The 16,473-nt window shown below is 71.6% G+C and carries 14 protein-coding genes; 4 read left to right on the top strand and 10 right to left on the bottom strand.

The features are described 5' to 3' along the window. Positions 1–272: 272 nt before the first annotated feature. Entirely contained in the window at positions 273–554 is a 282-nt protein-coding gene (locus AB0D59_RS30540) for an acylphosphatase (protein WP_351712561.1), read from the bottom strand. Between the two features lie 189 nt (positions 555–743). On the opposite strand from AB0D59_RS30540, the gene AB0D59_RS30535 reads away from it, so the two are divergent. Both AB0D59_RS30535 and AB0D59_RS30530 read left to right on the top strand, forming a co-directional pair. Next, on the top strand, positions 744–1,883 hold the full coding sequence (locus AB0D59_RS30535; RefSeq protein ID WP_362572118.1) for a CAP domain-containing protein: 1,140 nt from the start codon (positions 744–746) through the stop codon (positions 1,881–1,883). An 82-nt stretch (positions 1,884–1,965) separates the two neighbouring features. Then, positions 1,966–2,370: a helix-turn-helix domain-containing protein gene (locus tag AB0D59_RS30530; protein WP_362572115.1), complete on the top strand. Its 405-nt coding sequence runs from the start codon at positions 1,966–1,968 to the stop codon at positions 2,368–2,370. On the opposite strand, the gene mutM is transcribed toward AB0D59_RS30530, so the two are convergent. From mutM to recG, 8 genes are all read right to left on the bottom strand, one after another. Further along, complete coding sequence (mutM, locus tag AB0D59_RS30525; RefSeq protein ID WP_362572112.1) at positions 2,343–3,203, bottom strand: bifunctional DNA-formamidopyrimidine glycosylase/DNA-(apurinic or apyrimidinic site) lyase; 861 nt, start codon at positions 3,201–3,203, stop codon at positions 2,343–2,345. The two genes, AB0D59_RS30530 and mutM, sit on opposite strands and share 28 nt — an antisense overlap. 82 nt (positions 3,204–3,285) lie before the next feature. Next, positions 3,286–4,143: a ribonuclease III gene (rnc, locus tag AB0D59_RS30520; RefSeq protein ID WP_362572109.1), complete on the bottom strand. Its 858-nt coding sequence runs from the start codon at positions 4,141–4,143 to the stop codon at positions 3,286–3,288. Positions 4,144–4,151: 8 nt separating this feature from the next. Further along, the gene (gene rpmF / locus AB0D59_RS30515; protein WP_007493396.1) at positions 4,152–4,325 is read right to left on the bottom strand and encodes a 50S ribosomal protein L32; all 174 of its coding nucleotides are present in this window, start codon (positions 4,323–4,325) and stop codon (positions 4,152–4,154) included. A gap of 2 nt (positions 4,326–4,327) precedes the next feature. After that, positions 4,328–4,978 carry a YceD family protein gene (locus tag AB0D59_RS30510; RefSeq protein WP_362572106.1) on the bottom strand — a complete coding sequence of 217 codons (651 nt, stop codon included), beginning with the start codon at positions 4,976–4,978 and terminating at the stop codon, positions 4,328–4,330. 144 nt (positions 4,979–5,122) lie between these two features. Beyond that, on the bottom strand, positions 5,123–6,226 hold the full coding sequence (locus tag AB0D59_RS30505; RefSeq protein WP_362572103.1) for an ATP synthase F0 subunit B: 1,104 nt from the start codon (positions 6,224–6,226) through the stop codon (positions 5,123–5,125). 58 nt (positions 6,227–6,284) lie between these two features. Beyond that, complete coding sequence (gene coaD, locus AB0D59_RS30500; RefSeq protein WP_362572100.1) at positions 6,285–6,764, bottom strand: pantetheine-phosphate adenylyltransferase; 480 nt, start codon at positions 6,762–6,764, stop codon at positions 6,285–6,287. A gap of 26 nt (positions 6,765–6,790) precedes the next feature. Further along, a complete protein-coding gene (rsmD, locus tag AB0D59_RS30495) occupies positions 6,791–7,378 on the bottom strand; it encodes a 16S rRNA (guanine(966)-N(2))-methyltransferase RsmD (protein ID WP_362572097.1) in 588 nt (195 codons plus the stop codon). A 139-nt stretch (positions 7,379–7,517) separates the two neighbouring features. Then, the gene (gene recG / locus AB0D59_RS30490; RefSeq protein ID WP_362572094.1) at positions 7,518–9,722 is read right to left on the bottom strand and encodes an ATP-dependent DNA helicase RecG; all 2,205 of its coding nucleotides are present in this window, start codon (positions 9,720–9,722) and stop codon (positions 7,518–7,520) included. A gap of 169 nt (positions 9,723–9,891) precedes the next feature. Here recG and AB0D59_RS30485 point away from each other — a divergent pair, with 169 nt between their 5' ends. Beyond that, positions 9,892–11,718, top strand: coding sequence for an HSP90 family protein (locus AB0D59_RS30485; protein WP_362572092.1), 1,827 nt, complete (start codon positions 9,892–9,894; stop codon positions 11,716–11,718). Then, positions 11,718–14,636 carry a tetratricopeptide repeat protein gene (locus AB0D59_RS30480; protein ID WP_362572089.1) on the top strand — a complete coding sequence of 973 codons (2,919 nt, stop codon included), beginning with the start codon at positions 11,718–11,720 and terminating at the stop codon, positions 14,634–14,636. The genes AB0D59_RS30485 and AB0D59_RS30480 overlap by 1 nt, the downstream gene beginning before the upstream one ends. A gap of 19 nt (positions 14,637–14,655) precedes the next feature. On the opposite strand, the gene AB0D59_RS30475 is transcribed toward AB0D59_RS30480, so the two are convergent. After that, positions 14,656–16,329: a DAK2 domain-containing protein gene (locus AB0D59_RS30475; RefSeq protein WP_362572086.1), complete on the bottom strand. Its 1,674-nt coding sequence runs from the start codon at positions 16,327–16,329 to the stop codon at positions 14,656–14,658. Between the last annotated feature and the right edge of the window lie 144 nt (positions 16,330–16,473).

Here is a 16,473-nt window from a genome sequence, read left to right as displayed (position 1 = left end):
GGTGCGCGGGGCTTTCAGCGTCTCACCAAAAAGTTTGACGGTCAACACGATCACGCCCTGTATTGGCGGGCGAACCCGGGCGCGCGCGGCTCAGGACCGGCGGCGCTGCGACTCCTGCGGGGCCCTCAGGACGTGGCGATCAGCTTTATCTGCTTTATCTGCGGAGCCTGCCACGACAAGCGATTCTTGGCAACCACCAGGCTCTTTCTGCTTCGGGCACATGCCGGTGGCAGTTCACTCCGCTTCCACCTGCGGGGTTTCCCGGAGCGGGGTCAGCGGATGGCGAAGCCCTCGTAACCGCCGCGGGGTGTGTCCCAGATCTCGGTGACACCCTCGACCCGCCCGGGCGTGTCATCGCCCTGGAGCCAGGCGAGCAGCCCTTCGCAGCCCGTCCGGGAACCCTCCGCGACCACCTGGACGCGACCGTCGCCCAAATTGAGAGCAAAACCACTCAGGCCGCCGATCTCCAGTGCCTTGGCCCGCGTGAACCAGCGGAATCCCACTCCCTGCACGCGCCCACGGACCCAGGCGACCAGTCGTACATCCTCGCTCATGGGTGCAACCTAACCGGCCAATGTCACTGGGAACACTTCCGCCTCCACCGCCATGCGGTACCGTCCCCACCCAATGAATCTCATCTGAAACTCACTCGATCGGGTGAGTCTGGTGGACCAGAAGGAGTCATTGGCCACACCGGCACCTGGTCGACCCGGACCGCGAGGACGAGGGAAGAAGGCAAGGACATGGGACGCCACCGACGCTCCGCCGCCGGCCGCGCCGCCACGGGCCGCGCCACGGGGGCCACCGAGGACGACGACCCGTACACAGGCGGCCACGACCCGCAGGACTCGTACGCGGGCCTCCGCTTCGGGACGGGCACCGCGGCCTACCTGCACCAGGAGGACTACGCCGACGCCAACGCGCGCAGCTCCGCCTATCTGTACGCGACCGGCAACGACTACGCCCGGGCCGACGAAACGGCCGTCTTCTCCACTGAGGAGTTCGCCCCGGTCATCGGCGGCTCCCCGGCGGGCGGCAGCGGGCACCGGCGCAGGAAGAAGGCCGGGCGACCCGTGCGCACGGGTCTGCTCGGGGTCTCGGCCGCCGTCGCCATCGGCACCGTCGCGGTGGCCACCGGTGTGGTGCCGGGCCTGGAGAACTACAAGCTCGGCGGGAAGAGCAGCACCACCGGCGGCGACCAGGTGCAGGCCGACGGGGCGCCCAGCAACACGGCCGCCGAGCAGGGCGGCACCTCCGGCAGCGCCGAGAGCCGGGACACCGGCTCCTCGACCAGCCGTGACACCCAGCGCTCCGGCTCGCCCACGGAGACGGCGTCCGCCTCCCCGTCCACCTCCACTTCCGCCTCCGCGTCGCCCGCGCCGACGAAGACGGCCACCGAGAAGCCGACGCCCGGCGCCACGCCGTCCAAGAAGGCGACGCCCAATCCGACCAGGACGGCCACCAAGGCGCCGGTGAAGACCGCCGCGCCGATCACCGTGTCCCAGGCGGCCGCCGCCGAGGCCGAGGTGCTCAAGCTGGTGAACGAGGAGCGGTCCAAGGTCGGCTGCAGCGCGCTGTCCGCGAGCTCCTCGCTGTCCGAGCTGGCCGAGTCGTTCAGCGAGGACATGGCCGCGCGGGACTTCTTCGACCACACCGACCCGGACGGCAAGACGCCGTGGGACCGGGCCGCGGCCGCCGGCATAGCCAACCTGGGCGGCGAGAACATAGCCCGGGGCCAGGCCACCGCCCAGGCCGTCATGGACGCCTGGATGAACAGCGAGGGCCACCGCGCGAACATACTGAACTGCGACTTCAAGACCCTCGGGGTCGGGGTGCACTTCGGTTCGGGCGGCCCCTGGTGGACGCAGGACTTCGGGTACTGAGCCGTACCTGCCACTCCGGGGTGCGCTAACCGACAGTTAGCGCACCCTGTTGGTTAGCGCCGTGCTCGCTTACGCTTGGCCCATGACCATCAGCACCCAGGACCGTCCCGAGGAGACGCATCCTCCGTACGACGCCTTCGCCCGGGCCTGTCCCTCGCGCACCACGCTGGAACACGTCATGGGCCGCTGGGGCGGGCTGACGCTGAGCGCGCTGTACGAAGGGTCGTTCCGGTTCAACGAGCTGCGCCGGCGCGTGGACGGCGTCAGCGAGAAGATGCTCTCGCAGACCCTTCAGGCGTTGGAGCGCGACGGCCTGGTGCACCGCGAGGCCCAGCCGACCAACCCGCCGCGGGTCGACTACGAACTCACCCCGCTCGGTCGCGAGGTCGCCGAACGCCTGCTGTCCGTCGTCCACTTCGTGGAGAGCCGGATGGACGAGGTGCTGGCCGCCCGCGCACGTTACGACGAGACGCGCGGCGCCCGCTGACACTTCGGGCAGAAGTAGCTGGACCGGTTCATCCACGGTCGCCTGCGCATCGGCGTGCCGCACCGTCGGCAGGGCAGCCCTTCCCTGCCGTAGGCGTCCAGCGAGCGGTCGAAGTACCCCGACTCGCCGTTGACGTTGACGTAGAGGCTGTCGAAGCTGGTGCCGCCGACGGCCAGGGCCGCGTTCATCACATCCCGTACATGGCCGAGGAGTTCGGCGGTGCGCGGGCGGGTGAAGCCGGCGGTCGGTCGCTCGTAGTGGACCCGGGCCCGCCAGAGGGCCTCGTCCGCGTAGATGTTGCCGACTCCGCTGATCAGGGACTGGTCGAGCAGCGCCCTCTTGATGGTCGAACGCTTCCGGCGCAGTGCCTGGTGGAAGGCCTCGTCGTCGAAGAGCGGGTCGAGGGGGTCGCGGGCGATGTGCGCGATCACGTCCGGCAGCCCGTCGAGGGTGTTGTCGTGCAACGACAGTCCACCGAAGGTGCGTTGGTCGACGAAGCGGAGTTCGGTGCCAAGGCCGTCGGCGAACCTGACGCGGATTCTGAGGTGCTTCTCGTCCGGTGCCTCGTGCGGCTGTACCAGCAGCTGACCGCTCATGCCGAGGTGGGCGAGGATCGACTGGTTGGTGTCCTCCAACGGCAGCCACAGGTACTTGCCGCGCCGGCTCGGGGTGCCGACGCGATGGCCCTTGAGCCGGTGCGTGAAGTCGTCGGCGCCGGCGAGGTGCCGTCGTACGGCACGCGGGTGCAGCACTTCGGTCTCGGCCACGACACGATGGGCGACCCATCGCTCCAGGCCACGCCGTACGACCTCGACCTCGGGCAATTCGGGCATCGCGTCTCCCGTGCAGGACCCTGGACGATGCGAGCGCCCGGCCCTGGGAAGGGACCGGGCGCTCGGATCGTCGCGCTGTTCTTCAGGCGGAGGCGGCGGACGACGAGCCGTCGTCCTCCTCGGCCGCGGCGGCCTGCTCGGCTGCCGCTGCCGTCTTGGCTGCCTTGGCTCGCTCGTCCGCGGCGGCGCGGATGGCGCGCCAGGCGGACTCGGCGGCCTGCTGTTCCGCCTCCTTCTTGCTGCGGCCGGTGCCGGTGCCGTACGAGACGCCTCCGACGCGGGCGGCAGCAGTGAAGGTCTTCTCGTGATCGGGGCCGGTCTCCGTGACCAGGTACTCGGGCACGCCGAGGCCCTCCGTCGCGGTGAGCTCCTGGAGACTGGTCTTCCAGTCCAGGCCGGCTCCGAGGTTCGAGGACCTGTCGATCAGCGGGTCGAAGAGCCGGTGCACCAGCTCGGACGCCGAGTCGAGGCCCTGGTCGAGATAGACCGCGCCGATCACCGCTTCCAGGGTGTCGGCGAGGATGGACGCCTTGTCCCGGCCGCCCGTGCCCTCTTCACCGCGGCCGAGCCGGATGAAGGAACCCAGGTCGAGACCTCGGCCCACCTCCGCGAGCGCACGAGAATTCACCACCGCTGCCCGGAGCTTGGCCAGCTGGCCCTCGGGCAGGTCCGGGTGGGTCTTGTACAGCGTGTCCGTGACGACGAGGCCGAGGACGGAGTCACCGAGGAACTCCAGCCGCTCGTTCGTCGGCAGGCCGCCGTTCTCGTACGCGTAGGAACGGTGGGTCAGCGCACGCACCAGAAGGGCGGACTCGAGCTGGTAGCCGAGCCGCCCTTCCAGAAGCGTGTGGGACGAGGCCGTGTTGTCCGTTTTCTTCTTGGCGGTTGGATCCGCCTTGGCGTCTTCCGCCTTCTTGGGACTGGACACAGTGCCTCTCACCTGGCCGCTCAGACTTCGAGGACCTGGCGCTTGTTGTAGGTGCCGCAAGACGGGCACGCGATGTGCTGCAGCTTGGGCTCGTGGCAGCGCTCGCACGCAACCAGGGTGGGGACCGCAGCCTTCCACTGCGACCGGCGGTGGCGCGTGTTGCTGCGCGACATCTTCCGCTTCGGAACAGCCACGGCTACTTCTCCTGCTTCTCGTCGACGCCCGCTTGCGCGTCAGCGCCGCTCATCTCGTCCTTCTCGCCGTCCTTGGTGGAACCGGCGAGTCCCTGCAAAGCCGCCCAACGGATGTCGACGGCGTCGTGCTGGTGGTCCGGGTCGTCCGCGAGGCGGGCTCCGCACTCGGAGCACAGCCCTGCGCAGTCGTCCTGGCACACCGGCTGCATCGGCAGTGCGAGCACCACCGCATCACGCAGCACGGGTTCGAGGTCGAACAAGCCGTCCTCGATGAAGTACCTGTCCTCGTCGTCCTCGGCGTCGTCGCCCGGTTCCGCGATCACGCGGCCCCGGTCGTCGGCGTCAGGGTACGAGAACAGTTCCTGGAAGTCCGCTTCGAGCTCCTGCTCGACCGGCTCCAGACACCTTACGCACTCCCCCTCGGCCTGTGCACGGGCGGTGCCTGTGACGAGCACCCCTTCCATGACCGACTCGAACCGGAGGTCCAACTCCACCGGGACGCCTTCCGGCACTCCGATGACCCCCTTGATACCGAAGTCCTCGGGGGCGTCGATCGTGCGGGTCAGGCGCTGCAGCGCGCCAGGACGCCGCCCCAGCTCGTGCGTGTCGAACACGAACGGGTTGCGGTGGTCTAGGCGTGCGTGAGGAGCCATTCCTGCTTTCGATCTTCGAGTTCAGAGGGACGCCGTCCGGAAGATTCCTCCGGGCAGCGTTGATCGCGTACGCAGACGCGACCGAAGAGCCAGGATACTGGACCTTTCGCTGTCGGCCCAATCCGCTGGCCTTCGGCCGGTTTCCTAGAGGCCCCGGCCCTGCTCGTACGCCCTCAGCTGCTCCGGCGTGATCATGCCGGTGTCGAAGAGGCTGGTCTCGTCGAGGGCGTACGACTGCTGCGCCTGGTGCTGGGCCGCCGGCTGCTGCTGGGGGTCGTAGACCGGCTGCTGACCGGTGTCGTAGCCCTGGTAGGCGTAGGGGTCGGCCTGCTGGTAGCCGTAGGGGTCCTGCTGGGCGTAGGCGGGCTGCTGTTGGGGGTAGCCGCCGTAGGGGTCCTGCTGCTGCGGGTAGCCGTACGGATCCTGCGCCACGGGATGCTGCACCGGCTGCTGGTCGTACTGCGGCTGCTGCTGGGCGGCGGCGGGCTGCTGTTCGGCCTGTGCCGCCTGGGCCGCCTGGGCGTCCTGGTCGGCGAGGGCCGCGAGGTCGGCGAGGTAGTCGGCGTCGCTGGAGTGCTGGAAGGTCGTGTTGTCGTCGGCCAGGGCGCCGAGGGCGTCGGAGGCGATCCGGCCGTGCAGTTTGGCGCGGCCCTTGCCGACGGCCTCCAGTGTCTTGGCGAGGACCGCCTCGAAGGCGCCGAGCTTGACGTCGACGTAGGCGTCGGCGTCCCGGCGCAGGGTCTCGGGGTCGTGGCTGCGCTCGGGGGCGTCCTCGTCCTCGTAGCCCTGCTCGTCCAGGCCCGGGCCGGTGCCGAGGAGCTTCTCGCGGCCGCGGCCGACCGAGCCGAGGGTCTTGGTGAGGACGACCTCGAAGTTGGCGAGCTTGGAGTCGACGTAGTCGTCGGCGTCGGCGCGGACCTCCTCGGCCTCCCTGCGGGCCTCGCCGAGGATCCGGTCGGCCTCCGCCTGGGAGCGGCGGGCCACCTCGGTGTCGGAGATCAGCGAGCCACGCTCGGCGTGCGCGGTCTCGATGATCCGCTCGGCCTCCATGCGCGCCTGCTCGACCATCTGCTCGCGGTCACCGATCAGCTCCTGGGCCTGGGCGAGGGAGCCGGGCAGCGCCTGGCGCAGGTCTTCGAGCAGCGCGAGCAGGTCGGCACGGTTGACCACGCACGATGCCGACATGGGCATGGCCCGGGCACCGGAGACCGTGGCCACGATCTCGTCGAGCTTCTTCTGTACGTCCACCCTGCGCTCGCCACTCTCTACAGCTGTGTTGGAGACGGACGGGACGACTGTAGCCCCATCAGTCCCTGCGAATACGCTTGTTGAGGGCCTCGAAAACGGCCTCCGGAACCAGGTGGGACACGTCCCCGCCCCACTGGGCGACTTCCTTGACCAGGGAGGACGAGAGGAAGCTGTAGGTGGGGTTGGTCGGCACGAAGAGTGTCTCCACGCCCGACAGGCCGATGTTCATCTGGGCCATCTGCAGCTCGTAGTCGAAGTCGCTGACGGCCCGCAGGCCCTTGACGATGGCCGGGATCTCGCGCTGCTTGCAGAAGTCCACGAGGAGGCCGTGGAACGCCTCGACACGGACGTTTCCGTAGTCGGCGGTGACCTGGCGGATCAGGTCGATCCGCTCGTCGATCTCGAACAGGCCCTTCTTGGACTTGTTGATCATCACCGCGACGTAGACCTCGTCGTAGAGACGGGACGCACGGGCAATGATGTCGAGGTGTCCGTTGGTGATCGGGTCGAACGACCCGGGACAGACGGCGCGGCGCACTTGTGATCCCTCGCTCTCCGGTCCGGTCATCGTGCGTCTTCGCACGTAGAGGCGGCGCGACCGTACCAAAACGTTCCCTCGCCGTAGCGACGGGACCGGAGGGCCTCGAAGCCGGTCGGCCAGGGGAAGTCACCGCCTCTGGTGCTGCGCTCCACGGTGACGAGCACCTCCGGCGCTAGCCAGCCCCCCGAGTGGAGTGTGAGGAGAATCTCCCGAAGATCGTCGTCCGAGACGGCGTACGGGGGGTCGAGGAAGACGAGGTCGTACGGCTGCGCGGGCGCCGGTGACTGGACGATCTGTTCCGCTTTGCCCGCCCGCACCTCGGCGCCGGGCAGGCCCAGGTTCTTGACGTTCTCCCGTACGACGCGGGCGGCTCTGGCGTCGGCTTCGACGAGGAGGGTGTGGGAGGCGCCCCGGGAGAGGGCCTCCAGGCCCACGGCTCCCGAACCGGCGTAGAGGTCGAGGACGCGTTCGCCGTCCAGGGGGCCGCCGAGGAGGGACTGCCAGGTGGAGAACAGGCCCTCGCGTGCGCGGTCGGATGTGGGCCGGGTGCCTGTGCCTGGCGGCACCGTCAGCCGACGTCCGCCGGCTGCGCCGGCGATCACGCGGGTCATTCGAGGGTCCTTCGTCGTGGACGGCTTTTCGGTTCAGTCTGGCAGGCCTAACGGGGTGGGGCCTGGTCCGGGACAGCGGCTGCGGGTCCACCGTGGCTTGTCGCGCAGTTCCCCGCGCCCCTTGCGGGGCGCTGCAGCTTCAGCCCTTTTCCAGGAACTGTTCTCTCTCCTCGTCCACAAGGGCGTCCAGGGCCGTTCGCAGGCCGGGGAGGTCGGCGAGCTCCGGGTCCCTCGCCACCAGCGCCGTCGCCTCCTCCCGTGCCTCCGCGATGATCTCCTCGTCCTCGATGACCGCGAGGACCCTCAGGCTGGAGCGGGTTCCGGACTGGGCCTGGCCCAGCACGTCGCCCTCTCTCCGCTGCTCCAGGTCGATCCTCGACAGCTCGAAGCCGTCCAGGGTCGAGGCGACGGCCGTCAGGCGCTGGCGGGCCGGGCTCGCCTCGGGCATCTCCGTGACCAGGAGGCAGAGGCCGGCCGCGGAGCCTCGGCCCACCCGGCCGCGCAGCTGGTGCAGCTGGGAGACGCCGAAGCGGTCGGCGTCCATGATCACCATGGCGGTGGCGTTGGGGACGTTCACGCCGACCTCGATGACCGTGGTGGCGACCAGGACGTCCGTGTCGCCGGTGGCGAAGCGGCGCATCACCGCGTCCTTGTCGTCCGGGTGCATCCTGCCGTGCAGGACCTCCACCCGCAGGCCGGTCAGCGGGCCCTTGGCGAGGTGGTCGGCGACGTCCAGGACGGCCAGCGGGGGGCGCTTCTCGGCTTCGTCCTCGGCCGTTTTCCTCGCCTTCTTCGGGTCCTCCTCCTCGTCTCCGATGCGGGGGCAGACGACGTACGCCTGGTGGCCGTTCCCGACTTCCTCTCGGACCCGTTCCCAGGCACGGGCCAGGAAGTGGGGCTTGTCGGCGGCGGGGACGACATGCGTGGCGATCGGGGAGCGGCCGGCCGGGAGCTGGTCCAGGACCGAGGTCTCCAGGTCGCCGAAGACCGTCATCGCGACCGTGCGCGGGATGGGGGTCGCGGTCATGACGAGGAGGTGGGGTGGTTGTCTGCCCTTGCCGCGCAGGGCGTCCCGCTGTTCCACGCCGAAGCGGTGCTGTTCGTCCACCACCACCAGGCCCAGGTCGTGGAACTGGACCTTGTCCTCGATCAGGGCGTGGGTGCCGATCACCAGGCCGGCGTCGCCGCTGACGAGGTCGAGCATCGCCTGGCGGCGGGCGGCCGTGCCCATAGACCCGGTGAGCAGGACGACCTTGGTGGCGTGCTCGGCGCCGCCCAGCATGCCGCCTTCCGCCAACTCCCCCATCATCTCGGTGATCGAGCGGTGGTGCTGCTGGGCCAGCACCTCGGTGGGCGCGAGCATGGCCGCCTGGCCGCCCGCGTCGACCACCGCGAGCATGGCGCGCAGGGCGACCAGCGTCTTCCCGCTGCCCACCTCGCCCTGGAGGAGGCGGTGCATCGGATGCTCCGTCGCCAGGTCGTCGAAGATCTCCTTCGAGACCTTCTGCTGGCCGTCCGTGAGGGTGAACGGGAGACGGTCGTCGAAGGCCGTGAGAAGGCCGTCGGGGCTGGGTCTGCGGGCCACCGCCGGGAGCAGGGCGTCGGTGTGGCGGCGGCGGGCCAGGGCGACCTGGAGGACGAAGGCCTCGTCCCACTTGAGGCGGGCGCGGGCGTCCTCGATGTCCGCCTTGGTGTGCGGGCGGTGGATCTTGAGGAGGGCCTCGGGCAGGGAGACCAGACCGCGGCCCTCGCGGAGGGTCGGCGGAAGGGGGTCCAGGGCCTCCTGGACGCTCGGCAGGACCGTCTGGATCGCCTTGCCGATCTTCCAGGACTCCAGCTTGGCGGTGGCCGGGTAGAGCGGGATGAGCGTTCCGGCCCAGGTCTCCACCGATTCGGCCGGGTCGTCGCCGCGGAGCAGTTCGTAGGCCGGGTGGGCCAGTTGGAGGCGGCGGTTGAAGACCGAGACCTTGCCGGCGAACATCGCGCGTGTGCCCGGCAGGAGTTCCTTGTGGGGCTTGTGCACGCCGTTGCCGAAGAAGACCAGTTGGAGCCGGCCGCTGCCGTCGGTGATCGTGACCTCCAGCCGCTGGCCCTTGCCACGGGGTGCCTTGGCGGAGGCGAACGTGTGCAGGCGGGCGTCGGCCACCATGGCGACCACGGTCACGTGTTCGTCCATGGGCAGGTCCGCGAGGTGGGTGAGCTGGCCGCGCTCCTCGTATCTGCGGGGGTAGTGGTGCAGGAGATCGCCGACCGTGTGCAGGCCGAGATGCTCGGCCATCACCTTCGCGGTGGCTGGGCCGAGCACCTTCTTCAGTGGTTCTTCCAGTGCGGGCACGAGATCCATTGCACACCACGCCACTGACAATGCCGTATATGTCTCGGGAAACCCCTGGTCAGACGGCCGTTTTGAGTCATAGGATGGCGCGCTCCGGCCATCCTTCCGCGGTCACCACCCCACCAGGGACCGCCCGACCCCGCGCCGACCACCTCTTCCCCCCTCCGGCGCAGCGACGATGGACTCCCAGACCTCACAGTCATCCCAGGCATCACAGTCACCTCATACGTTCCAGGTCGACCTGCGTGGTCTGGTGGACCTGCTCTCCCACCATCTGTACTCCAGCCCCAAGGTCTACCTGCGCGAGCTGCTGCAGAACGCGGTGGACGCCATCACCGCCAGACGGGCCGAGCAGCCCGACGCCCCGGCGCGGGTGCGGCTCTACGCCGACGGCAGTGCTCTTCGGGTGGAGGACAGCGGCGTCGGGCTCACCGAGTCGGACGTGCACAGTCTGCTCGCGACCATCGGGCGCAGCTCCAAGCGGGCGGAGGGGCTGCAGGAGGCCCGCTCCGACTTCCTGGGCCAGTTCGGCATCGGGCTGCTGGCCTGTTTCGTGGTCGCCGAGCGGATCCGGGTGGTCAGCCGCAGTGCCCGCACGCCGGACGCGCCGCCCGTGGAGTGGACGGCCCGCGACGACGGGTCGTACACCGTAAGGACGTTGGCGCCCGAGGCGCGGCCCGAGCCCGGCACCACCGTGCATCTGGTGGCGCGGGCGGGGGCCGCGGAGTGGCTGGACGAGCGGCGGGTGCTCGCGCTGGCGCGGGACTTCGGTTCGCTGCTGCCCTACGACGTCCGGGTGGGCGACGAGGCGGTCACCGACCTGCCCGCGCCCTGGGACCGGCCGTACCCCTCCCCCAGCACCCGCCGGGTGGCGCTGGCCCGGCACTGTCAGGAGCTGTTCGGGTTCGCACCGCTGGACTCGATCGCGCTGGACGTGCCGCTGGCGGGGATCCGGGGGGTGGCGTACGTGCTGCCGTCGGCGGTCAGTCCCGCCCAGCGGGCCACCCATCGCGTGCACCTCAAGGGCATGCTGCTCACCGAGCGGGCCGAACAGCTGCTGCCGGACTGGGCGTTCTTCGTGCGCTGTGTCCTGGACACGGACAGTCTGCGGCCGACCGCCTCGCGCGAGTCGCTGTACGAGGACGAGACGCTGGCCGCCGTACGGGAGGCGCTCGGCGAAAGGATTCGGTCCTGGCTGACCGGGCTGGCCGCCGGCGATCCGGAACGGCTCTCGGCGTTCCTGTCCGTGCACCACCTCGGCGTGAAGTCGCTGGCCCGGCACGACCAGGAGATGCTGCGCACCATGCTGCCGTGGCTCCCCTTCGAGACCACGGACGGGCAGCTGTCCCTGGAGGAGTTCGCGCAGCGGCACCCCGTGGTGCACTTCACGCGGACGGTCGAGGAGTACCGGCAGGTCGCGCCGATCGCCTCCGCACAGGGCGTCGGGGTGATCAACGGCGGTTACACGTACGACAGCGAGCTGGTCGAGGCGCTGCCGTCGGTGCGGCCCGGGACGGTGGTCGCGGAGCTGGACGCGGACACCGTGACCGCGCATCTGGACACGGTGGATCCCGCGGAGGAGCTGGCGCTGGCGGGCTTCCTCGCGGCCGCGCGGGCGAAGCTGGACCCGCTGGGCTGTGATGTCGTCCTGCGCGCCTTCCACCCCCTCTCCGTGCCCGCGCTGCACCTGGACGACCGGGCGGCCCGGCACGAGCAGGCCCGCGCGGAGGCCGAGGAGCAGGCCGACGACCTGTGGGCGGGCATCCTGGGCTCGCTGCGCGGCAGCGCGCCCCGGGCGCGTCTGGTGCTCAACCATCTCAACCCGCTGATCCGGCGGATCAGTTCCCTGACGGATCCGGAACTGATCGGCACCGCGAGCGAATCGCTCTACGGGCAGGCGCTGCTGATGGCCCAGCGCCCGCTGCGGCCCGCCGACTCGGCGCTGATCAACCGCTCGTTCATCGGCCTCCTGGAGTGGGCCACTCATGGGGAGAGTGACCGCTGATGGACGAAACCGGCGGGATCGCGGACTTCGACTCGCTGCGCCGCGCGCTGGCCGAGAACTCCGAGGAGCCGGAGGGGCCCGCCCGTAACGCGCGTGCGGAGCAGCTGCTGCTGGAGGCCGAGAAGCTGAACATCCCGCTCGCCGTGATCGAGGCGCTCGGGCATCAGCTGAAGGTCTACAACTACAGCTCCGAGAAGGACAAGATGTTCGTCCCCTTCGCGCGGCTGCTGCGCCTGTGGGACGAGCGGCCCGGGGACTTCGACGAGTACGAGACGCATTCGCTGTACTGGGTCTTCAAGTGGATGTCGGCCGGCATGCTCGACCAGCCGCACATCCCGCTCGCCTCGATCGAGAAGTGGCTGGGCGAGATGGAGCACCGCTACCGGCTCGCCGGGCACTCCGAGCGGGCGGTGCGCAGCGCCGAGTTCAGCGTCGCCGGGCACATCGGTGACTTCACGCGCGCGGAGCGGGCGTACACGGCCTGGCTGGCGGCGGACCGGGACCGGATGGCCGACTGCCACGCGTGCGAGCTGCACGGGCAGGGCAGCTGGCAGCTGCGGAACGGCCGGGACGCGGAGGCCCTGGAGCTGTGGCGGCCGGTCCTGGAGGGCGAGTACAGCTGCGCCCACGAGCCGCACACGGTCCTCGCCTCCTCTTTGGTGCCGCTGCTGCGCCTTGGCCGGGTCGACGAGGCGCGCGCCCACCACCTGCGCGGTTTCCGGCTGGTCCGCCCCATGGAGAGCATGCGCGGCGCGTACGCGGACCATGTGGAGTTCTGCGCGCTGACCGGCAACGAGGCGCGCGGTCTCGAGCTGCTGGCGGAACGTCCCGCCTACTTCACGGACACCGGGCAGCCGCGCAGCCGGCTGGACTTCATGGCGGTGGTGACGCTGCTGATGGAGCGGCTGACCGAGCTCGGCCTCGGTGACCAGCGGGTGCCCGGCCCCGACGGGCGGGCGTGGAGCGCCGGGGAACTCGCCGTCCACGCGCGCGCGGAGGCCCTGGAGCTGGCCGCGCGGTTCGACGCCCGCAACGGCACCTCGTACGTCGGCGACCAGGTGCGCGAGCGTATGGCCCAGCGGCCGCTGATGGACCGGCTGCCGCTGGGCGTGCGCGCGGTGCGGACGGCGCCCGCCGGACCGGTCGCGCCGGTGGTGCGGGCGCCCGCACCGGAGCGGCCGTCGCTGCCCGCGCTGCTCGCCGAGGCGCGCCGGCTGTCGGACACGCTCCAGCCGCACGCCCTGGAAGCCTGGGCGGCGGTCGCGGAGGCCGCCGAGAGCACCGACGTGGACACGTACGTCCGCGCGGAGATCGCCGACCACACGGCGATGGGCCGCGGCCCGGACGGCGTCGGACTGTTCGAACAGGCGGCGGAACTGTACGCGGAGGCCGGCGACGAGGGCGAGGCCATCGCGGCACGCGCGCGTGCGGCCTACGTCCGCGCGCTGTCCGGCGAGCTGGACGAGGCGACGGCCGCGATCGACGAGCCCTACGACCGGATCCTCGCGCTGTACGCCGACGACGCCACCGGCGTGCGGCAGACGGCGTCCGTGCTGATGAGCCGGGCGCGGATCCTGATGCGGTGGGTGCACGAGCGGTCCGAGGGCGCCGCCGACGCCGAGCAGGCCGTACGGGAGCTGCTGGCGCTCGTCGGCGGGCGCGGTGGGTCCGACCTCCGGCTGGTGTCCCGGGCCGCCGAGGGGCGGGCGATGCTCGCCGAACTGGCCGAGCACGCCGGTGACGGGGAGCGGGCGGGCGAGCTGTTCCGGCAGGCGTCGGCGCAGTTCGTCGGCGCGGAGCTGCCGTGGTTCGCGGTGGAGTACGAGGTGCGGGTGGCCGCGCTCGCCCATGAACAGGGCGACATGGCCGAGGCGGAGCGGGCGCTGCGCGCGGCCCTGGAGCACGGCGGGCCGTATGTGGAGCCGGTCGGGCGGGCCCAGCTGCATCTCCAGCTCGCCGAGGTCCTCGGCGGCCGGGGCGGGGCCGAGGAGGCCGCCGAGCACGCCCTGGAGGCCGCGCACTGGGCCGACGAGGCCGGGGAGAGCGGCACCCTGGGCGCCTGGGCACGGCACCAGCTGGGCGGCTTCCTGCTGCGGCAGGGGCGGTTCGCGGAGGCCGCCGAGGTGCTGGAGTCGGCGCTGGCCGACCTGAGCGCCGAGACGCACGGCGACGGCGCGGTCGTCCAGACCCAGTGGTGGCTCGGGGACTGTCTGAGCGAGCTCGGCGAGCACCACGCGGCGGCCGAACGGCGGCTCCAGGCGGCCGAGATCGCCCGGCACTGGCCCGAGCAGCACGACCACGCCACCCTGGCGCACCTGGCCGCCGAGTCGCTGGGCAACGCGGGGCTGCCCGCCGAGGCGGACCAGGCGTACAGGCGCGCGGGCGAGTTGTGGCGGGCCGTGGGCAATGTGCACTTCCTGGTCCGCTCGCTGCGGGCGCGCGCCTGGCTGGCGCTGCGCACGGAGGCGGGCGTGGAGGGCGCGCGGCGGCTGATGGCGGCCGCGGTGGCGGAGTGCGAGACGGCGCTGGCGGCACTCCCCACGCCCGCCGACCCGGCGGCCCGGGAGCGGCTCACCGGTGAACTCGGGCACACCCGCCGGCAGTTCGGTGATCTGCTGGCCCGGTCGGTGCCCGAGGAGGCGGAGGACGCGGCGATCCAGGACGCGTTCGAGGCGGCGCTGGCCGAGATGACGGCGGCGATCGCGGTCTTCGCCGAGCTGGGCGAGGACGGGCTGCACAGCCGTACCGGCGCCGAACTCGCGGCGGGCTGGCTGGAGGCCGACCTGAGCCGGCCGGCGGACGCGGCGGCACGCGCGCGTGCGGTGCTGGACGCCTACGAGGGCGCCGACCCGGACGACGACACCGTCCGGGCCCGGCGGGCGGAGGCACGGCAGCTGCTGGAGCCCACGGAGGCGTGAAGGGGCGTGCGCAGGGGGCTCACTCGACGCCGATGAGGAGCGGGGCCCCCTGCCGGCCGCCGTTGTAGACCACCGTGTCGACGGCGAGGTACGCCTCGCGCACCCGTGCCTCCAGGCGTTCGGCGACGCCCTCGGGCGCCTCGTCGCCGAGGACGAGGGTGACCAGCTCGCCGCCGGCCTGGAGCATGCGGTCGAGGACGGTCTCGGCGGTGGCCGTCACGTCCGAGCCGATCACCGCCACGTCACCGTCGACCAGGCCCAGCACGTCGCCGGTCTGGCAGATGCCGGCCATGGTCCAGGACTGCCGTTCCGCGACCACGACCTCGGCGTAGCGGGTGGCGCCGGCCGCCGAGGTCATCTGGACGACGTCCTCGTCGAAGCGGCGGTCCGGCTGGTGCACCGCGAGCGCGGCGATGCCCTGGACCGCCGAGCGGGTCGGGATGAGAGCGACCCGGATGCCCTCCGCGCGGACCTGCTCGGCGGCCGCGGCCGCGGTGTGCCGCAGGTCGGCGTCGTTGGGCAGCAGCACCACCTCGCGCGCGTGGGCACGTCGTACGGCGGCCACCAGTTCCCCGCTGGCGGGCGGCTCCCCGGGGCGCGCGAGCACGGTGGTCGCGCCGGACTCGGTGTACAGCCCGACCAGCCCCTCCCCCGGCACCACGGCCACCACGGCGCGCTGCACCCGCTCGCGCGGCGGCTCCCCGCCGGTGTGCACGTCCCCCACGCCGAAGTGCGTGATCCGGATCCGGTACGGCCGCCCCGCCTCGACGCCCGCCTCCACGGCGGCACCGGCGTCGTCGACGTGCACATGGACGTTCCACAGGCCGTCGCCGCCGACCACGACCAGGGAGTCGCCCAGGGCGTCGAGCCGGGTCCGCAGCCGGTCCACGGCGGCGTCCTCGGCCTCCAGGAGGTAGATGACCTCGAAGGCGGGGCCCCCGGCCGACTCGGCGCAGGCGTCGGCCCGGGCGTCGGAAACGGTGTCCACGCGCGCGTGGACGACCGGTACCGCCCCGTACGCGTGCGCGTCGAAAGGCGTCGGGGTCTCCCCCGTGAACGCCTCCACCAGCGCCCCGAGCACCGCGACCAGGCCCCGCCCGCCGGCGTCCACCACCCCGGCCCGCTCCAGGGCGGCCAGCTGTCCCGGGGTCTCCGCGAGCGCCTTGCACGCGCCCTCGTAGGCGACCCCTGCGATCGTCCCGCAGTCGCCCTCGGCCGCGTCGGCGGCGTCGGCCGCCGCCGCCGCGACCGACAGCACCGTGCCCTCGACGGGGTGGGCCACGGCCTCGCGGGCGGCGGCGGCCGCGTGCCGCAGGGCGAGCCGCAGCCCCTCGCCGTCGATGTGAGCCGCTTCACCCTCGGTGAGGACTTGGGCCATGCCGCGCAGCAGCTGCGCCAGGATCGTGCCGGAGTTGCCGCGCGCGCCTATCAGGGCCCCGTGCGCCATCGCGCGGACCGCGTCGGCCAGCGTGGGGATCTCTTCGCCCAGCTCGTAACCGGCGAAGACGGCCTCCACGGCCCCGGTGGCCGACTCCACCGTCAGATAGAGGTTCGTACCCGTGTCGCCGTCGGCCACCGGGTAGACGTTGATCGCGTCGATCTCCTCGCGCGCCCGGCCGATCGCCCCGAGCGCGAGAGCGCACCAGGTGCGTACCGCGAGAGCATCGAAGAATGTCTGCGGCACCTGCGCCACCTGCGCCTCCTTGAGCTGGCCCGACGTGGTCGCAGCGTAGACCCCGGGAGGGTGTCCACCGGAAGTGGGCCGGGAGCCGGCCCCTGAGCTGCCATGCTAGTTTCGTCTAACCGACGCGGCCGTTGTATGCTGCTCCGGTTGCCC

This window comes from Streptomyces sp. NPDC048417, assembly GCF_040651615.1.
Taxonomy (GTDB): Bacteria; Actinomycetota; Actinomycetes; order Streptomycetales; family Streptomycetaceae; genus Streptomyces.
The sequence above is the reverse complement of the archived record's forward strand: the minus strand, read 5'-3'. Positions and strand labels throughout refer to the sequence as shown.

Bases quoted from the DNA above. Each gene is read 5' to 3' on its own strand.
- AB0D59_RS30540 (WP_351712561.1), bottom strand. From the start codon at position 554: ATGAGCGAGGATGTACGACTGGTCGCCTGGGTCCGTGGGCGCGTGCAG.
- AB0D59_RS30535 (WP_362572118.1), top strand. From the start codon at position 744: ATGGGACGCCACCGACGCTCCGCCGCCGGCCGCGCCGCCACGGGCCGC.
- AB0D59_RS30530 (WP_362572115.1), top strand. From the start codon at position 1,966: ATGACCATCAGCACCCAGGACCGTCCCGAGGAGACGCATCCTCCGTAC.
- mutM (WP_362572112.1), bottom strand. From the start codon at position 3,203: ATGCCCGAATTGCCCGAGGTCGAGGTCGTACGGCGTGGCCTGGAGCGA.
- AB0D59_RS30510 (WP_362572106.1), bottom strand. From the start codon at position 4,978: ATGGCTCCTCACGCACGCCTAGACCACCGCAACCCGTTCGTGTTCGAC.
- rsmD (WP_362572097.1), bottom strand. From the start codon at position 7,378: ATGACCCGCGTGATCGCCGGCGCAGCCGGCGGACGTCGGCTGACGGTG.
- recG (WP_362572094.1), bottom strand. From the start codon at position 9,722: ATGGATCTCGTGCCCGCACTGGAAGAACCACTGAAGAAGGTGCTCGGC.
- AB0D59_RS30485 (WP_362572092.1), top strand. From the start codon at position 9,892: ATGGACTCCCAGACCTCACAGTCATCCCAGGCATCACAGTCACCTCAT.
- AB0D59_RS30480 (WP_362572089.1), top strand. From the start codon at position 11,718: ATGGACGAAACCGGCGGGATCGCGGACTTCGACTCGCTGCGCCGCGCG.